This is a genomic window from Pseudomonas lutea (assembly GCF_000759445.1).
Classification (GTDB): domain Bacteria; phylum Pseudomonadota; class Gammaproteobacteria; order Pseudomonadales; family Pseudomonadaceae; genus Aquipseudomonas; species Aquipseudomonas lutea.
Window position 1 is genome coordinate 1,636,177 of record NZ_JRMB01000001.1, and the last position, 16,027, is coordinate 1,652,203.

Annotated in this window: 12 protein-coding genes; 4 read left to right on the plus strand and 8 right to left on the minus strand. The window is 61.2% G+C overall.

All coding sequences use genetic code 11. From position 1 onward, the window contains the following. Positions 1 to 40 precede the first annotated feature (40 nt). The 3 genes from rraA to ppsA form a co-directional block, all read right to left on the minus strand. Positions 41 to 529, minus strand: a complete 489-nt coding sequence (rraA, locus tag LT42_RS07005) for a ribonuclease E activity regulator RraA (protein WP_037011044.1) — start codon at positions 527 to 529, stop codon at positions 41 to 43. A 204-nt stretch (positions 530 to 733) separates the two neighbouring features. After that, positions 734 to 1,732: an alpha/beta fold hydrolase gene (locus LT42_RS07010; protein ID WP_037013072.1), complete on the minus strand. Its 999-nt coding sequence runs from the start codon at positions 1,730 to 1,732 to the stop codon at positions 734 to 736. Positions 1,733 to 2,007: 275 nt separating this feature from the next. Next, positions 2,008 to 4,383, minus strand: coding sequence for a phosphoenolpyruvate synthase (gene ppsA, locus LT42_RS07015; RefSeq protein ID WP_037011046.1), 2,376 nt, complete (start codon positions 4,381 to 4,383; stop codon positions 2,008 to 2,010). Between the two features lie 221 nt (positions 4,384 to 4,604). Between ppsA and ppsR the strand changes: the two genes are divergently transcribed. Continuing rightward, positions 4,605 to 5,423, plus strand: a complete 819-nt coding sequence (gene ppsR / locus LT42_RS07020) for a posphoenolpyruvate synthetase regulatory kinase/phosphorylase PpsR (protein ID WP_037011048.1) — start codon at positions 4,605 to 4,607, stop codon at positions 5,421 to 5,423. Between the two features lie 183 nt (positions 5,424 to 5,606). Here ppsR and prpF read toward each other — a convergent pair whose 3' ends face one another. The 5 genes from prpF to LT42_RS07045 form a co-directional block, all read right to left on the minus strand. Then, on the minus strand, positions 5,607 to 6,788 hold the full coding sequence (gene prpF, locus LT42_RS07025) for a 2-methylaconitate cis-trans isomerase PrpF (protein WP_037011050.1): 1,182 nt from the start codon (positions 6,786 to 6,788) through the stop codon (positions 5,607 to 5,609). Between the two features lie 51 nt (positions 6,789 to 6,839). Further along, positions 6,840 to 9,434 carry a Fe/S-dependent 2-methylisocitrate dehydratase AcnD gene (gene acnD, locus LT42_RS07030; protein WP_037011052.1) on the minus strand — a complete coding sequence of 865 codons (2,595 nt, stop codon included), beginning with the start codon at positions 9,432 to 9,434 and terminating at the stop codon, positions 6,840 to 6,842. A 62-nt stretch (positions 9,435 to 9,496) separates the two neighbouring features. Then, positions 9,497 to 10,624, minus strand: coding sequence for a bifunctional 2-methylcitrate synthase/citrate synthase (prpC, locus tag LT42_RS07035; protein WP_037011054.1), 1,128 nt, complete (start codon positions 10,622 to 10,624; stop codon positions 9,497 to 9,499). A 185-nt stretch (positions 10,625 to 10,809) separates the two neighbouring features. After that, positions 10,810 to 11,700: a methylisocitrate lyase gene (prpB, locus tag LT42_RS07040; protein WP_037011055.1), complete on the minus strand. Its 891-nt coding sequence runs from the start codon at positions 11,698 to 11,700 to the stop codon at positions 10,810 to 10,812. After that, positions 11,697 to 12,404: a GntR family transcriptional regulator gene (locus LT42_RS07045; protein ID WP_037011056.1), complete on the minus strand. Its 708-nt coding sequence runs from the start codon at positions 12,402 to 12,404 to the stop codon at positions 11,697 to 11,699. Before LT42_RS07045 ends, prpB begins: the two co-directional genes overlap by 4 nt. Before the next feature lie 290 nt (positions 12,405 to 12,694). Between LT42_RS07045 and rloA the strand changes: the two genes are divergently transcribed. Genes rloA through LT42_RS07060 form a run of 3 tightly spaced genes read left to right on the plus strand, consistent with a single transcriptional unit; the run spans position 12,695 to position 15,766 of the window. Further along, complete coding sequence (rloA, locus tag LT42_RS07050) at positions 12,695 to 13,243, plus strand: retropepsin-like aspartic peptidase RloA (RefSeq protein ID WP_037011058.1); 549 nt, start codon at positions 12,695 to 12,697, stop codon at positions 13,241 to 13,243. Between the two features lie 4 nt (positions 13,244 to 13,247). After that, entirely contained in the window at positions 13,248 to 14,798 is a 1,551-nt protein-coding gene (gene rloB, locus LT42_RS07055) for an osmotic stress tolerance membrane protein RloB (RefSeq protein ID WP_037013074.1), read from the plus strand. Next, entirely contained in the window at positions 14,798 to 15,766 is a 969-nt protein-coding gene (locus LT42_RS07060) for an alpha-L-glutamate ligase-like protein (RefSeq protein ID WP_162835400.1), read from the plus strand. The genes rloB and LT42_RS07060 overlap by 1 nt, the downstream gene beginning before the upstream one ends. The last annotated feature ends 261 nt before the right edge of the window (positions 15,767 to 16,027 follow it).

The following is a 16,027-nucleotide window of genomic DNA, read 5'->3' on the forward strand; positions in this document are numbered from 1 at the left end:
ATGCAGACCTGGTGGCTGCACCCATAAGAATGAAAGTTGATCAGTCCGGCATCGTCAATGCGATGGGCGAGACAATGATGCCGTTGTTGTCGGCGTACACGAATTCGCCCGGCCTGAAGGTCACGCCACCGAAGTTGACGACCTTGTTGAGTTCACCCAGGCCGCGCTTTTCGGTCTTCAGCGGATGACTGGCCAACGCCTGCACGCCCAGATCGGTCTGCGCCAGGACATCGACGTCGCGCACACAGCCGTAGATGACCATCCCTTCCCAGCCGTTTTTCGCAGCTTTCTCGGCGATCATGTCGCCCAGCAACGCGCAACGCAGCGAGCCTCCGCCGTCAACCACCAGCACCTTGCCCGTGCCGTCCTGCTCAGCCTGCTCACGGACCAGAGAATTGTCCTCAAAGCATTTGAGCGTCACGATCTCGCCGCCAAACGAATCACGGCCACCGAAGTTGCTGAACATTGGCTCGACCACCTGAACCTGTTCAGGGTAAGCGTCGCACAAGTCCGGGGTGATGTAGTGCATGGGGTAACTCCTGTCAGAAAGGCTCTACGGGTCGGATACAACGGCTCGAGCATAGCTCGCGGGTGTAACACACCGAAACGCCCCGCGCCGTCTTCTTATATAGAACAAAAACCCGACCGACGAGTCGTGACGTGCATTTACTGACCCGGACTGACGTGAGCGCAGCTTATCCCCAAGTCGGCGCGCAAGGAATGGTCGCGACCCTCATAGGTGCGGAGTTGCCATCATGTTCAGCGTTGATTCAGTCTTGGCGGCTGCGGCATGGCGGTTCAGCCAGTCCGCGACGCGCGGCCACACCTGGGTCTGCGCGGCTTTGCTGACCAGCATCTGCACATGGTCGAAATCCTCGCTGAAGCCGTGGTCGCGACCGAGGACCAGAAATGACTTGTCGGGCGCGCCAAACTGATCGAACAGTTCGCGGCACGCCCATTCCGGGTCCTGATGATCCCCGACTGCGGCGACCGCCAGCAGCGGAACCGTCACCTGCGCCAGCCCCGACCACCAATTGTCCTTTTTATCCCCGAAGCGCCCGAACAGGCCGTGCCAGCGCATGCTTTCCAGGATCACGCCCATCGGCTCATCCTCAGGGCCGCGTTTGAAGCGCGGGCCCGAAACATGCTCGAAGCGCTTGAGTGTCAGCCGTGCGAGCCACTGCAGCGGCGGTACTTTGAGCGGCCAGTGGCTGCGGGTGACCTGGCTGCCGAAGATTGCCACGGAGGCTGCGTCGTCCGCCGTCAGCGTCTGCCCGCCCAGCGCGGCCGCCAGCGTGGTGCCGCCCAGGGAATGACCGACCCAGTGCGGCGCCTGACCGGTCTGCTCACGGACGAACGCGGCGATGGCCGGCAGATCGTAGCGGGCGTAATCGGCGACACAGTTGCCCGCATAAGCGCTGTTGCGCGCTGACAGCCCGTGGCCGCGCATCTCCGCGATCCAGACGTCGAACCCTTCGCGCGCCAGGTACGCACCCAGGCCAATACCCTTTGGCGAATACCAGAAGCGGCGATTGGAAAAGCTGCCGTGCAGCAGCACAGCTGGCACGCCCCGGGCGTCCGGCGCCGCAACACGACCCAGTCGGGTGACAGCAATTTCGACAGTGAAATCCGGGCTGTTGCCGGGCTTCAGGCGGTACACGTCCTCGGTCAGGTCGCCACGACGCTCGGCGCTGATCAGGGCTACAGGGAAAAGATGACTGCTGCTTTGCATGGTGCTCTTGCTGGAAGTCTTGAGTGAGTCGGGTTCGGTCCGGTTCAGACCCGTGTCGGAACTGCTTCTGCGGCCGCCATTGGTGGTGGCCGACAGTGGCGGCTGACAGTGGTGGCTGGCCGCCGTGGCTGCAGGCTTGTACCGCAGGCCATTACTGCAGGTTGACGCTCTCTGCGCGCTGAAAATCACCCATGAAAAAGGGCGGATTCGTTAAAACCCGCCCTTTTTCAGGAAACCGGCCCGTACAAACGGGCCGGCATGTTACTCCATCTGCATCAGGTTGGAGCGTCCTCTTCGGACAGGAAGAACCAGGTCTCCAGCACTGAATCGGGGTTCAGCGAGACGCTTTCGATGCCCTGCTCCATCAACCAGCGCGCCAGGTCCGGGTGATCGGAGGGCCCCTGGCCACAGATGCCGATGTATTTGCCGGCCTTGTTACAGGCCTGAATGGCATTGGACAGCAGCTTTTTCACCGCAGGATTACGCTCGTCAAACAGGTGCGCGATGATCCCGGAGTCCCGGTCCAGACCCAAGGTGAGCTGAGTCAGGTCATTGGAGCCGATGGAGAAGCCGTCGAAGTACTCCAGGAACTCATCGGCCATCAGCGCGTTGGAGGGCAGTTCGCACATCATGATGATGCGCAGCCCGTTCTCGCCCCGCGCCAGACCGTTTTCGGCCAGCAGATCGATCACCTGGCTGGCTTCGCCCAGGGTGCGCACGAACGGCACCATGATCTCGACGTTGGTCAGACCCATGTCGTTGCGCACACGCTTGAGGGCGCGGCACTCGAGTTCGAAGCAGTCACGGAAGTTTTCGCTGATGTAACGCGAGGCGCCGCGGAAGCCCAGCATGGGGTTTTCTTCTTCCGGCTCGTAGAGCTTGCCGCCGATGAGGTTGGCGTATTCATTGGACTTGAAGTCCGAGAGCCGCACGATGACTTTCTTCGGCGAAAACGCGGCGGCCAGGGTGCTGATGCCCTCGACCAGCTTCTCGACATAGAAACCGACCGGGTCGTCATAGCCGGCGATGCGCTTGTCAACGCTTTCCTTGATGTCCAGCGGCAGGTTGCCGTAATTCAGCAGTGCCTTCGGGTGCACGCCGATCATCCGGTTGATGATGAATTCCAGACGCGCCAGGCCGATGCCCGCGTTAGGCAGTTGGGCAAAATCGAACGCGCGATCAGGGTTGCCGACGTTCATCATGATCTTGAACGGCAACTCCGGCATGGCGTCGACGGAGTTCTGCTTGATGTCGAAACCCAGCTCGCCTTCGAAGATGTAACCGGTGTCGCCCTCGGCGCAGGACACGGTGACGCCTTGGCCATCCTTCAACAACTCAGTGGCGTTGCCGCAACCGACCACTGCCGGAATGCCCAGCTCACGGGCGATGATCGCCGCGTGGCAGGTGCGCCCGCCGCGGTTGGTGACGATGGCGCTGGCGCGCTTCATCACCGGTTCCCAGTCCGGGTCGGTCATGTCGGAGACCAGCACGTCACCGGCCTGGACTTTGTCCATCTCGGAGACGTCCTTGATGATCCGTACCTTGCCGGCTCCGATGCGCTGGCCAATGGCGCGGCCTTCGACGAGGACGGTGCCCTTCTCTTTAAGCAGGTAGCGTTCCATGACGTTGGCCGATGTCCGGCTCTTCACCGTTTCGGGCCGCGCCTGGACGATGTACAGCTTGCCGTCGTCGCCGTCCTTTGCCCACTCGATGTCCATCGGGCACTGGTAGTGCTTCTCGATGATCATCGCCTGGCGAGCCAGGTTGCTGACTTCTTCATCGCTGAGGCAAAAGCGTGCGCGATCGGCCGGCTCGACGTCGATGGTTTTCACCGACTTGCCGGCTTTGGCTTCTTCGCCGTAGATCATCTTGATGGCCTTGCTGCCCAGGTTGCGGCGCAGGATCGCCGGGCGACCGGCCTCAAGGGTGTTCTTGTGAACGTAGAATTCGTCCGGGTTGACGGCGCCCTGCACGACGGTTTCGCCCAGACCATAAGCGCCGGTGATGAACACGACGTCGCGAAAACCCGACTCGGTGTCGAGGGTGAACATGACGCCTGCCGTGCCGGTCTCCGAACGCACCATGCGTTGCACACCGGCAGACAGCGCCACCAGCTTGTGGTCGAAGCCCTGGTGCACCCGGTAGGAAATGGCGCGGTCGTTGAACAGCGAAGCGAACACTTCCTTGGCCGCACGAATGACGTTTTCCACGCCGCGAATGTTAAGGAAGGTTTCCTGCTGGCCGGCGAACGAGGCGTCCGGCAAGTCTTCTGCGGTGGCGGAAGAACGCACGGCAACAGCGACATCCGGGTTGCCTGCCGACAGTTCGGCGAAGGCGGTGCGAATTTCGGCGTTGAGCTTCTCGGGGAATTCGGCCTCCATGATCCACTGACGAATCTGCGCGCCGGTGCGGGCCAGCGCGTTGACGTCGTCGACATCCAGAGCGTCGAGGGCCTGATGGATCTGATCGTTCAGACCACTTTGCTCAAGAAAATCACGATAGGCCTGAGCTGTAGTGGCAAAGCCACCGGGAACGGACACGCCTGCGCCCGCCAGGTTGCTGATCATCTCGCCGAGGGATGCGTTCTTGCCCCCCACATGCTCAACATCATGTTTGCCGAGCTTATCGAGGGAAACTACGTACTCTACCAAGGTGATCTCTCCACTAACCGATTATTGTTGGGAAACGCTTTGGTGCTGGAATCGCAGGTAATCAGGACAAGCCCACAGCTTTGGATCGTGAACAGCCGGGTTGTGGCTGTGTCGACCGGGCAATCCGATTGCCGAATACAGGTAGAATGCAGCGAGTCAGGGCCTGCAAGCCGGCCTATCATATCCATAAATGACCATCAGCTTAAGGCCCCGGGGCGCAAATGAAACGATCCGCTTTCTTCATCTCCGATGGCACCGGCATTACCGCCGAAACCCTGGGGCAAAGTCTGTTAGCGCAATTTGAAAACATTACTTTCAACAAGTTCACGAGGCCCTATATCGACAGCGTCGAGAAGGCTCGGGCGATGGTCCAGCAAATCAACAACGCTGCCGAAAAGGATGAGGCCCGTCCGATTATTTTCGACACCATCGTGAATCAGGACATCCGCGAAATCCTCGCCACCTCCAACGGCTTCATGATCGACATCTTCTCGACCTTCCTCGCCCCGCTGGAGCTGGAGCTTAGTTCACACTCTTCCTATTCGGTGGGCAAATCCCATTCCATCGGGCACAACTCCAACTACATGGAGCGAATCGAGGCAGTGAACTTCGCGCTGGACAACGACGACGGGGCCAGGACGCATTACTACGACAAGGCCGACATCATCCTGGTGGGTGTGTCGCGCTGCGGCAAAACGCCGACCTGCCTGTATATGGCCATGCAGTTCGGGATTCGGGCGGCCAACTACCCGTTGACCGAGGACGACATGGAACGCTTGCAGCTGCCCCCGGCGCTCAAGCTGCATCGCGACAAGCTGTTCGGCCTGACCATCGACCCCGACCGCCTTACCGCCATTCGCCATGAGCGCAAACCCAACAGCCGCTACTCCAGCTACGCACAATGCGAGTTTGAAGTGCGCGAAGTCGAAAGCCTGTTCCGCCGCGAAAACATTCCGAACATTAACTCAACGCACTTTTCAGTCGAGGAAATCTCGGCGAAGGTGCTGGTGGAGAAAGGCGTGGAACGGCGCTTTAAATAAGCGCTTGGCTTCAGACCTGTAGGAGCCGGCTTGCTGGCGAACCGAGGCTTCAGACCCCATTTTCAGTGCCTGACTCACCGCGATCGTACGAAAGCGGTGGGTCAGTACCATGGGTGTGCATGAATAGCCGGTTCGCCAGCAAGCCGGCTCCTACAGACCGAGGTGGCCGATGAAACCGGGTTTTCAGCCCGGCACCCGCACCCACCCTTCCATCAACACCCGTGCGCTGCGGCTCATGATGGCTTTTTTGACTTGCCATTCGCCGTTGACTTGCGCCGCTTCGGCGCCGACCCGCAACGTTCCGGAGGGATGACCGAAACGCACCGCGCTGCGTTCGCCGCCGCCCGCTGCCAGGTTGACCAGCGTGCCGGGAATCGCCGCTGCGGTGCCGATGGCCACCGCCGCCGTGCCCATCATCGCGTGATGGAGTTTGCCCATGGACATGGCCCGCACCAGCAGGTCAGTGTCCTGGGGTGTGACCCTTTTGCCGCTGGAAGAAAGGTACTCTGCCGGCGGCGCCACGAACGCAACTTTTGGCGTGTGCTGACGGGTGACAGCCTCATCCACATTGCCGATCAGGCCCATGCGCACCGCGCCATAGGCGCGGATCGTTTCGAACATGCTCAAGGCGTTCGGATCGCTGTTGATCGCGTCCTGCAGCTCGCTGCCGGTGTAGCCGATGGCGGCGGCGTCCACGAAGATGGTCGGGATGCCGGCGTTGATCATCGTCACCTTTAACGTACCCAACCCCGGCACCTCAAGGTCATCAACCAGATTGCCGGTCGGGAACATCGAGCCGCCAGCACCTTCCTCTTCTGCGGCAGGGTCCATGAACTCCAATTGCACTTCGGCCGCAGGAAAGGTCACGCCATCGAGCTCGAAGTCGCCGGTTTCCTGCACCACGCCGTCTGTGATCGGCACGTGGGCAATGATGGTTTTGCCGATATTGACCTGCCAGATACGCACCACCGCCACACCGTTGCGGGGAATTCGCGCCGGATCAACCAGGCCGTTGCTGATCGCAAACGGCCCGACCGCCGCCGAAAGATTGCCGCAGTTGCCGCTCCAGTCGACGAAAGGCTTGTCGATGGAGACCTGACCAAACAGGTAATCGACGTCGTGGTCGGCGCGGCTGCTCTTTGACAGGATCACCGTCTTGCTGGTGCTTGAGGTCGCGCCGCCCATGCCATCGATCTGCTTGGCGTAAGGGTCTGGGCTGCCGATCACCCGCAGCAACAACGCATCACGTGCCGGCCCGGCAGTTTGCGCCGCTTCAGGCAAGTCGCCGAGCAGGAAAAACACGCCCTTGCTGGTGCCCCCGCGCATATACGTGGCGGGAATTCTGATCTGTGCTGCGTTAGCCATGAATGGGTCCTTCTTATTCTTTCTAATCCAGAGAGCCGAGTGTGCGACGGCTCAGGCAACGGCCGACGATTCGAGGAAGTCCTGGGCAAAGCGTTGCAACACGCCACCGGCCTCGTAGATCAACACTTCTTCACCGGTGTCCAGACGGCAGGTCACCGGCACCTCCACACGCTCGCCGGTCTTGCGCTGGATAATCAGCGTCAGCGTGGCACCCGGAGTGCGCGCACCCACCACGTCATAGGTTTCACTGCCATCGATGCCCAGGGTCAGTCGGTTGGTCCCCGGTTTGAACTCCAGTGGCAGCACGCCCATGCCTACCAGATTGGTGCGATGGATACGCTCGAACCCTTCCGCGACGATGACCTCCACGCCTGCCAGCCGCACCCCTTTGGCCGCCCAGTCACGGGAAGAACCCTGGCCGTAGTCGGCACCCGCAATGATGATCAACGGCTGCTTGCGCGCCATGTAGGTTTCGATGGCCTCCCACATCCGTGTCACCGTGCCTTCCGGCTCGATCCGAGCGTACGAGCCCTGCTTGACCTTGCCGTTCTCGCGCACCATCTCGTTGAACAGTTTAGGGTTGGCGAACGTGGCGCGCTGAGCGGTCAGGTGGTCACCGCGATGGGTCGCGTACGAGTTGAAGTCTTCTTCCGGTAGGCCCATCTTCTCCAGGTATTCCCCCGCCGCGCTGTCGAGCATGATCGCGTTGGAGGGCGACAGGTGATCGGTAGTGATGTTGTCCGGCAGCACCGCCAGCGGTCGCATGCCGCGCAGGGTTCGCTCGCCGGCCAGCGCGCCTTCCCAATACGGCGGGCGGCGAATGTACGTACTCATGGGACGCCAGTCGTACAGCGGCGCGACTTTCGGGCCGGTGTCTTCGTGGATGGCGAACATCGGGATGTACACCTGACGGAACTGTTCGGGCTTAACCGACGCCTTCACCACCTCATCGATCTCGGCGTCGCTCGGCCAGAGGTCCTTCAGGCGGATTTCTTCGCCGTTCGGACCGAGGCCCAGCACATCTTTCTCGATATCGAAGCGAATCGTACCGGCGATGGCGTAGGCCACCACCAGCGGGGGCGAGGCGAGAAACGCCTGCTTGGCGTAAGGGTGAATGCGTCCGTCGAAGTTGCGGTTGCCCGACAACACCGCCGTGGCATACAGATCGCGGTCGATGATTTCCTGCTGGATCGCGGGGTCCAGGGCCCCGGACATCCCGTTGCAGGTGGTGCAGGCGAAGGCCACGACGCCGAAGCCCAACTGTTCCAGTTCCGAGGTCAAACCCGCTTCGTCCAGGTACAGCGCGACGGTCTTTGAGCCCGGCGCAAGAGACGACTTCACCCAAGGCTTGCGCACCAGCCCCAGGCGATTGGCGTTGCGCGCCAGCAGGCCGGCGGCGATGACGTTGCGCGGGTTGCTGGTGTTGGTGCAACTGGTGATCGCGGCGATGATGACCGCGCCGTCCGGCATTTCGCCCGGTGTCTCCAACCACGGCGCCGCGATGCCTTTGGCGGCGAGATCGCTGGTTGCTACCCGAGCATGGGGATTGGACGGGCCGGCCATGTTGCGCACCACGCTGGACAGGTCGAAATGCAGCACCCGCTCGTATTCGGCGCTCTCCAGGCTATCCGCCCACAGCCCCGCCTGCCGGGCATAGGTTTCCACCAGCTGCACTTGCGCGTCTTCGCGGCCGGTCAGCCTGAGGTAGTCGATGGTCTGTTGATCGATGGCGAACATCGCCGCCGTCGCCCCGTATTCAGGGGCCATGTTGGAAATGGTCGCGCGATCGCCAAGGGTCAGCGCGCGGGCGCCCTCCCCGTAGAACTCCAGGTACGCGCCAACCACTTTCTGCTGACGCAGGTATTCGGTGAGCGCCAGCACCACATCGGTGGCGGTGATGCCTGGCTGCGGACGGCCGGCAAGCTCCACGCCAATGATGTCCGGCAGGCGCATCCACGAGGCGCGGCCGAGCATGACGTTCTCGGCCTCAAGGCCGCCTACGCCTATAGCGATGACGCCCAGGGCGTCCACATGCGGGGTGTGACTGTCGGTGCCGACCAGCGTATCGGGGAAGGCCACCCCGTTGAGCGTCTGGATGACCGGCGACATCCGCTCCAGATTGATCTGGTGCATGATGCCGTTCCCTGGCGGGATGACTTCAACGTTCTTGAACGCCTGCTTGGTCCAGTTGATGAAGTGAAAGCGGTCTTCGTTGCGACGGTCTTCGATCGCGCGGTTCTTGGTAAACGCATCCGGGTCGTAACCGCCACATTCGACGGCCAGCGAGTGGTCGACAATGAGTTGCACCGGCACCACCGGGTTGACCTGCGCCGGGTCGCCGCCCATGTCGGCGATGGCGTCGCGCAAGCCGGCGAGGTCCACCAACGCGGTTTGGCCGAGGATGTCATGGCACACCACCCGCGCCGGAAACCACGGAAAGTCGAGGTCGCGCTTGCGCTCGATCAATTGCGTGAGGGAGGCCGTCAGGGTTGTCGGGTGGCAACGACGGACCAGGTTTTCAGCGAGCACGCGGGAGGTGTACGGCAGCGTGTCGTAAGCACCGGGCCGGATAGAATCGACCGCCGCGCGGGCGTCGTAGTAATCCAGCGAAGTGCCGGGCAGTGGTGTGCGGTATTCAGTGTTCATCGTCAGGACTCGATCACGGAAAAGTTACGGGTGGAGAGCCCCGTGGAACTCTCCTTTGCCCATCAGCGCTGTTCGATTGGCACGAATTTGCGCTGCTCGACGCCGATGTACTCGGCGCTCGGTCGGATGATGCGGTTGTTGGCACGCTGTTCGAAGACGTGAGCGGCCCAGCCGGTCAGGCGCGAGCAGACGAATATCGGCGTGAACAGCTTGGTCGGGATACCCATGAAGTGGTACGCCGAGGCGTGGTAGAAGTCAGCATTGGGAAAGAGCTTCTTCTGCTCCCACATGGTCTTGTCGATGGCTTCGGACACCGGGAACAGCACCGTGTCGCCCAGCTCCTCCGCGAGCTTTTTCGACCAGCCCTTGATCACCTCGTTACGCGGATCGCTGTCTTTATAGATCGCATGACCGAAGCCCATGATCTTGTCCTTGCGCTCCAGCATCGCCAGCGTGCCCTTGGCGGCCTCTTCAGCAGACGAGAACTTCTCGATCATCTCCATCGCCGCCTCGTTGGCGCCGCCATGCAACGGGCCGCGCAAGGTGCCAATGGCCGCCGTGATGCAGGAGAACAGGTCGGACAAGGTCGAAGCGCAGACGCGCGCGGTGAAGGTCGATGCGTTGAACTCGTGCTCGGCGTAAAGGATCAACGAGACGTCCATGACCTTGCGATGCAACTCGCTGGGCGCCTTGTCCAGCAGCAGTTTCAGGAAATGCCCGGCGATCGACACCTCGTCGGTGACGCAATCGATGCGCTTGCCCTCATGGCTGAAGCGGTACCAGTAGCACATGATCGCCGGGAAGGCGGCGAGCAGCCGGTCGGTGGAATCGAGTTGTTGAGCGAAGCTGGATTCAGGCTCCAGGTTGCCGAGCATTGAGCAGCCAGTGCGCATGACGTCCATCGGGTGGGCGTCAGCGGGAATGCGCTCAAGCACCTCTTTCAGCGCCTGGGGCAGGTCGCGCAGGCCCTGGAGCTTTTGCAGGTAACCGTCGAGTTGCGATTGAGTCGGCAGTGCGCCGTACAGCAGCAGGTAGGCGACTTCTTCAAACCGGGCGTCGGCGGCCAGGTCCTTCACATCATAGCCACGGTAGGTCAATCCGGCACCGGCCTGGCCAACGGTGGACAACGCGGTCTGTCCGGCCACCTGGCCCCGCAGGCCTGCACCGCTCAGTACTTTTGCTTCAGCCATTGCTGTCTCCAGTCTTGTAGTTGTGGGAATCGGCAATTCAGTTTTGTAAGTCAGCCAAATATCGCTGGGTATACCCGCCCCCTTTGTAGGAGCGCGCTTGCCCGCGAAAGCGTCGTGTCAGCAAATTTCATCGTCAGCTGGAAGAAAGCATTCGCCGGCAAGCGCGCTCCTGCACCTGGGCGTGGTCAGCCTTTCTTCTGTGCAAACAGCGCATCGAGCTTCTGCTCGAACGCGTGGTAATCGATGCGCTCGTACAACTCCATTCGGGTCTGCATGGTGTCGATGACATTCTGCTGCGTCCCGTCGCGACGGATGGCGTTATAGACGTTCTCGGCCGCCTTGTTCATCGCCCGGAACGCAGACAGCGGATACAACACCAGCGCGACTTCGGCCGACTTCAGCTGTTCGGTGGTGAACAGTGGGGTCGAGCCAAATTCAGTGATATTGGCGAGAATGGGCGCCTTCACGCGCGAAGCGAACAGCTTGTACATGTCCAGTTCGGTGATCGCTTCAGGGAAGACCATGTCGGCGCCTGCTTCGATGCACGCCGCAGCCCGGTCAAGTGCCGACTCCAGGCCTTCCACCGCCAGCGCGTCCGTTCGCGCCATGATCACAAAGCTGTCATCGGTGCGCGCGTCGACGGCTGCCTTGATCCGATCAACCATCTCCTGCTGCGAGACGATCTCTTTACCCGGCCGATGACCGCAGCGCTTGGCTCCGACCTGGTCTTCGATGTGCATCGCGGCCGCGCCGAACTTGATCATCGATTTGACGGTGCGCGCGACATTGAATGCCGAAGCGCCGAAACCGGTGTCGACGTCCACCAGCAGCGGCAGCTCGCAGACATCGGTGATGCGGCGCACGTCGGTGAGCACGTCATCCAGCCCGGTAATGCCCAGGTCCGGCACGCCCAGAGAGCCCGCGGCGACACCGCCACCGGACAGGTAAATGGCCTTGAAGCCGGCCCGTTGCGCGAGCAGCGCGTGGTTGGCGTTGATCGTGCCGACCACCTGCAGCGGGTGTTCGCTGGCCACGGCATCACGGAAGCGTTGGCCGGGAGTGGTGCGTGTTGTCATTGTTCACCTCGGGCAGTTGCAGCTTGAAAATGCTGCTCAATGTTGCGTTTGGACGCGGCGATGTGGCGGCGCATCAACAGCTCGGCAAGCTCGCCGTCGCGGTCGGCAATGGCGTCGAGAATCCGGTGATGCTCGCTGAACGCTTGGCGCGGACGGTTGGGCGTGGTCGAAAACTGGATGCGGTACATGCGCACCAGTTGGTAAAGGTCATCGCACAGCATCTGCGTCAGCGTGCTGTTGCGCGCGCCCTGAATGATCCGGTAATGAAAATCGAAGTCGCCTTCCTGCTGGTAGTAGCCAACCCCGGCCTGAAAAGCAGTGTCCCGCTCATGGGTTTCCAGCACCCGACGCAGTTCGGCGACTTCCTCAACGCTCATGCGCTCGGCCGCCAGGCGGCACGCCATGCCTTCAAGAGACTCACGGATTTCGTACAGCTCGACCAGCTCGGCGTGGCTCAACGAGACGACGCGTGCGCCAACGTGGGGGATGCGAACCAGCAAACGCTGGCCTTCCAGCCGGTGTATAGCCTCGCGCAACGGTCCCCGGCTGATGCCGTAGGTCCGCGCCAGCTCGGGTTCGGAAATCTTGCTGCCGGGCGCAATATCGCCCTTGACGATGGCAGCCTGGATGCGGCGAAAAACGTTCTCGGACAGTGTTTCGGCATCGACAGCATTAGCGGGCAGGACTTCCGCTGCATCCAACATTGTTGACACCTCATCTGTGAATAGCCCTGAATCTAGCCAAAGATGAGGCTCGCGTCAAAGCTAAACCGCTGATTGTCGACAATCGTCTAATACCTCAGCCGATCAGGGCAGTCTCCGACAACACGTATCCGCGTTCCCCTTCACTGGCGCCATAAAACCTTCATGCTAGAATGCGGCCCGCCTCAGACTGCCGATCCGTCCAGCAGGCGCTTTGCCGCAAGGTCGCGCTGAAACACAGCACCGCACCCTGACGTCAAAGCAGCTCCCTCACTTTCATCGCGCCTGGACTTATGAGCCGCCACCCTCTTCTCTTCCTGCTCTCCCTCTATTTACCGGGTCTTTTTCTGCCCGGACTGTGTCAGGCCGCCGAAAAGACCGTCTATGGCTTGAACGAGTACGCAGAGCTTGCGGACATCGATCTGCAGGTCGCGGCCAAGCTGGACACCGGTGCCAAAACCGCCTCCCTCAGTGCCCGTGACATCAAACGCTTCAAGCGCAACGGTGAATCGTGGGTGCGCTTTTATCTGGCGATCGACGATGCCCACGAACACCCCATCGAACGTCCTCTGGCGCGCGTCAGCAAGATCAAGCGCCGCGCCGGGGACATCGATGCCGACGACGACAAGAAATACACCGCCCGCCCGGTCATCAGCCTTGATGTGTGCATGGGCAGTGCGCTGCGCAACATAGAAGTGAACTTGACCGATCGCAGCGCATTCCAATACCCGCTTTTGATTGGCTCCGAAGCCCTCAAGCACTTCGACGCGCTGGTCGACCCAAGCCTGAAATACGCAGCAGGCAAGCCTGCCTGCGTCACCCATGCTCAAACCGCAGAGTAACGACATGCGCTCTCTTACCCTCCATCTGAAAATCCTGATCGCGACCCTTGTGACACTGGGCATCGCCATCACGGCTTACCAGATATTGGTGCTCGGCATTCCGGTGACCGAAGACGAAACCGACGACCTGTGGAACATCGACGCCAAAGTCGAGTTCGTCGCCAATCCCAAAGACACGGTCAAAGTGCAGATGTATGTGCCGCCCCTGTCGCGCGACTACATCAGCCTCAATGAAAGCTTTATCTCCAACAACTATGGCGTGAACGTCAACCGCGCCGACGGCAACCGCAAAGTCACCTGGTCGGCGCGGCGGGCCAACGGTAACCAGACGCTGTATTACCGACTGGTACTGACCAAGCGTTACAGCGGCGAAAAAGCCAAGGTCAAGGGCCCGATCTTCCGCGACAGCATCGTCGTCGAAGGCCCGGAAAAAATTGCCGCCGACGCGCTGCTTGCGCCCATCCGCCAGCATTCCGCCGACGTCGAGACCTTCGTCAGCGAAGCCATCAAACGCGTCAATAATCTGAGCGACGACAACGTCAAGCTGCTGCTGGCGGGTGATACGTCGGTACAGAACAAGGCGCGCATCACCGAAACCCTGTTGTCCATTGCCCACGTGCCCGTGGAGAAGGTGCACACCATTCGCCTGGTGGCCGACCAGCCGCAGTCCCCCGAGCTGTGGTTGCGCAGTTTCAATGGCAAGGACTGGCTGTATTTCAACCCCGACACCGGCGAGGCCGGCCTGCCGCAGGATCGCCTGCTCTGGTGGATTGGCGACGACAACCTGATCTCCGTCGAAGGCGGCAAGAAGGCCACCGTCAGCTTCAGTCTGAACAACAGCGAAATGAACGCGATCCGTCTGGCCAAGCTGACGGACGAAAGCACTGACGCCGATTTCCTCGAGTACTCGCTGTATGGCCTGCCGCTGCAGACCCAGCAGACCTTCATGATCATGGTGATGATCCCTATCGGCGTGCTGGTGATTCTGATCCTGCGCAACCTGATCGGGCTGCAGACTCTGGGCACTTTCACCCCGGTGCTGATCGCCCTGGCGTTCCGCGAGACCCAGCTGGGCTTCGGGATTGTGTTGTTCACCATCATCACCGCGCTGGGCCTGTCGCTGCGCTCGTATCTGGAACACCTCAAGCTGCAGATGTTGCCGAGGCTCTCGGTGGTGCTGACGTTCGTGGTGGTACTGATTGCGGCCATCAGCCTGTTCAGCCACAAGCTGGGGCTTGAGCGCGGGCTGTCGGTGGCGCTGTTCCCGATGGTGATTCTGACCATGACCATCGAGCGTCTGTCGATCACCTGGGAAGAACGTGGCGGTGGCCATGCGATGAAAGTCGCGATCGGCACGCTGTTCGCCGCTTCTCTCGCCCATATCATCATGAGCGTCCCGGAGTTCATCTACTTCGTGTTCACCTTCCCGGCGATCCTGCTGATCCTCGTGGGCTTCATGCTGGCCATGGGGCGCTATCGCGGCTATCGGCTGACCGAACTGATTCGCTTCAAGGCGTTCATCAAGGAAGACGCCGAACGGGATAGCTTCAAATGATGGGCTGGTGGAAGACGTGGAAGGCGCTGGAAGCCAAGGGCATCATGGGCATCAATCGGCGCAACGCCGACTATGTGCTCAAGTACAACAAGCGCAGCCTTTACCCCATCGTCGATGACAAGATCATCACCAAGGAGCGCGCCATTGCGGCGGGCATCCACGTGCCTGAACTGTACGGGGTTATCTCCACCGAAAAGGAGATCGACAAGCTGGATACGATCATTGGCGGACGCCGTGATTTCGTCATCAAGCCCGCCAAAGGCGCAGGCGGCGACGGCATTCTGGTCATCGCCGACCGCTTCGAAGAACGCTTCCGCACGGTCTCCGGGCGCATCATCAGCCATGAGGAAATCGAGCATCAGATTTCCAGCATCCTCACCGGCCTGTACTCCCTGGGTGGCCATCGTGACCGGGCGCTGATCGAGTACCGCGTAACGCCCGACCAGATCTTCAAGAGCATCAGTTACGAAGGGGTGCCTGATATCCGCGTGATCGTGCTGATGGGCTATCCGGTGATGGCCATGCTGCGCCTGCCGACCCGGCAGTCCGGCGGCAAGGCCAACCTGCATCAGGGCGCCATCGGGGTCGGCGTTGACCTGGCAACCGGGTTGACCCTGCGCGGCACCTGGCTGAACAACATCATCAGCAAGCACCCCGACACCACCAATGCAGTGGACGGCGTGCAACTGCCCAATTGGGACGGCTTCATGAAACTCGCCGCCGAATGCTACGAGCTGTGCGGGCTGGGTTACATCGGCGTCGACATGGTGCTGGACCAGGACCGCGGGCCGCTGATCCTGGAGCTTAACGCCCGGCCGGGGCTCAACATCCAGATTGCCAACGACTGCGGGCTGACGCACCGCACCGTCGCGGTGGAGCAGCGACTGGAAACGCTAGCTGCGGAAGGTCGTCATGAGAGCCCGGAAGCGCGGGTCACGTTCGCTCAAGGGTTGTTTGGGCACGTTTGAGATCTGCGGCAGGCGCAGAATCTGCAGAAGCCGGCTTGCTGGCGAACCGGGTGGGTCAGCAATAACGGTGTTGACTGGGCCGATGCGTTCGCCAGCAAGCCGGCTCCTACAGTCGACCCAAGCCACGCCGCGAGCCTTCGCCGTACATCAAGCGCGCGCCCATAGCGAAATGCGTATGTGGGACCGGCTTTAGCCGGGAAGGCGTGAAGGCGTGAAGCATCGCGCCGCCAGCATTGAGGAGGGGCAAAGAATCTTGCCTGG

What these genes read in the sequence shown, in the direction of transcription:
- rloA (WP_037011058.1), top strand. Translation starts at nt 12,695, where the DNA reads ATGAGCCGCCACCCTCTTCTCTTCCTGCTCTCCCTCTATTTACCGGGT.
- LT42_RS07045 (WP_037011056.1), bottom strand. Translation starts at nt 12,404, where the DNA reads ATGTTGGATGCAGCGGAAGTCCTGCCCGCTAATGCTGTCGATGCCGAA.
- prpC (WP_037011054.1), bottom strand. Translation starts at nt 10,624, where the DNA reads ATGGCTGAAGCAAAAGTACTGAGCGGTGCAGGCCTGCGGGGCCAGGTG.
- prpB (WP_037011055.1), bottom strand. Translation starts at nt 11,700, where the DNA reads ATGACAACACGCACCACTCCCGGCCAACGCTTCCGTGATGCCGTGGCC.
- ppsR (WP_037011048.1), top strand. Translation starts at nt 4,605, where the DNA reads ATGAAACGATCCGCTTTCTTCATCTCCGATGGCACCGGCATTACCGCC.
- acnD (WP_037011052.1), bottom strand. Translation starts at nt 9,434, where the DNA reads ATGAACACTGAATACCGCACACCACTGCCCGGCACTTCGCTGGATTAC.
- rloB (WP_037013074.1), top strand. Translation starts at nt 13,248, where the DNA reads ATGCGCTCTCTTACCCTCCATCTGAAAATCCTGATCGCGACCCTTGTG.
- prpF (WP_037011050.1), bottom strand. Translation starts at nt 6,788, where the DNA reads ATGGCTAACGCAGCACAGATCAGAATTCCCGCCACGTATATGCGCGGG.
- LT42_RS07010 (WP_037013072.1), bottom strand. Translation starts at nt 1,732, where the DNA reads ATGCAAAGCAGCAGTCATCTTTTCCCTGTAGCCCTGATCAGCGCCGAG.
- LT42_RS07060 (WP_162835400.1), top strand. Translation starts at nt 14,798, where the DNA reads ATGGGCTGGTGGAAGACGTGGAAGGCGCTGGAAGCCAAGGGCATCATG.
- rraA (WP_037011044.1), bottom strand. Translation starts at nt 529, where the DNA reads ATGCACTACATCACCCCGGACTTGTGCGACGCTTACCCTGAACAGGTT.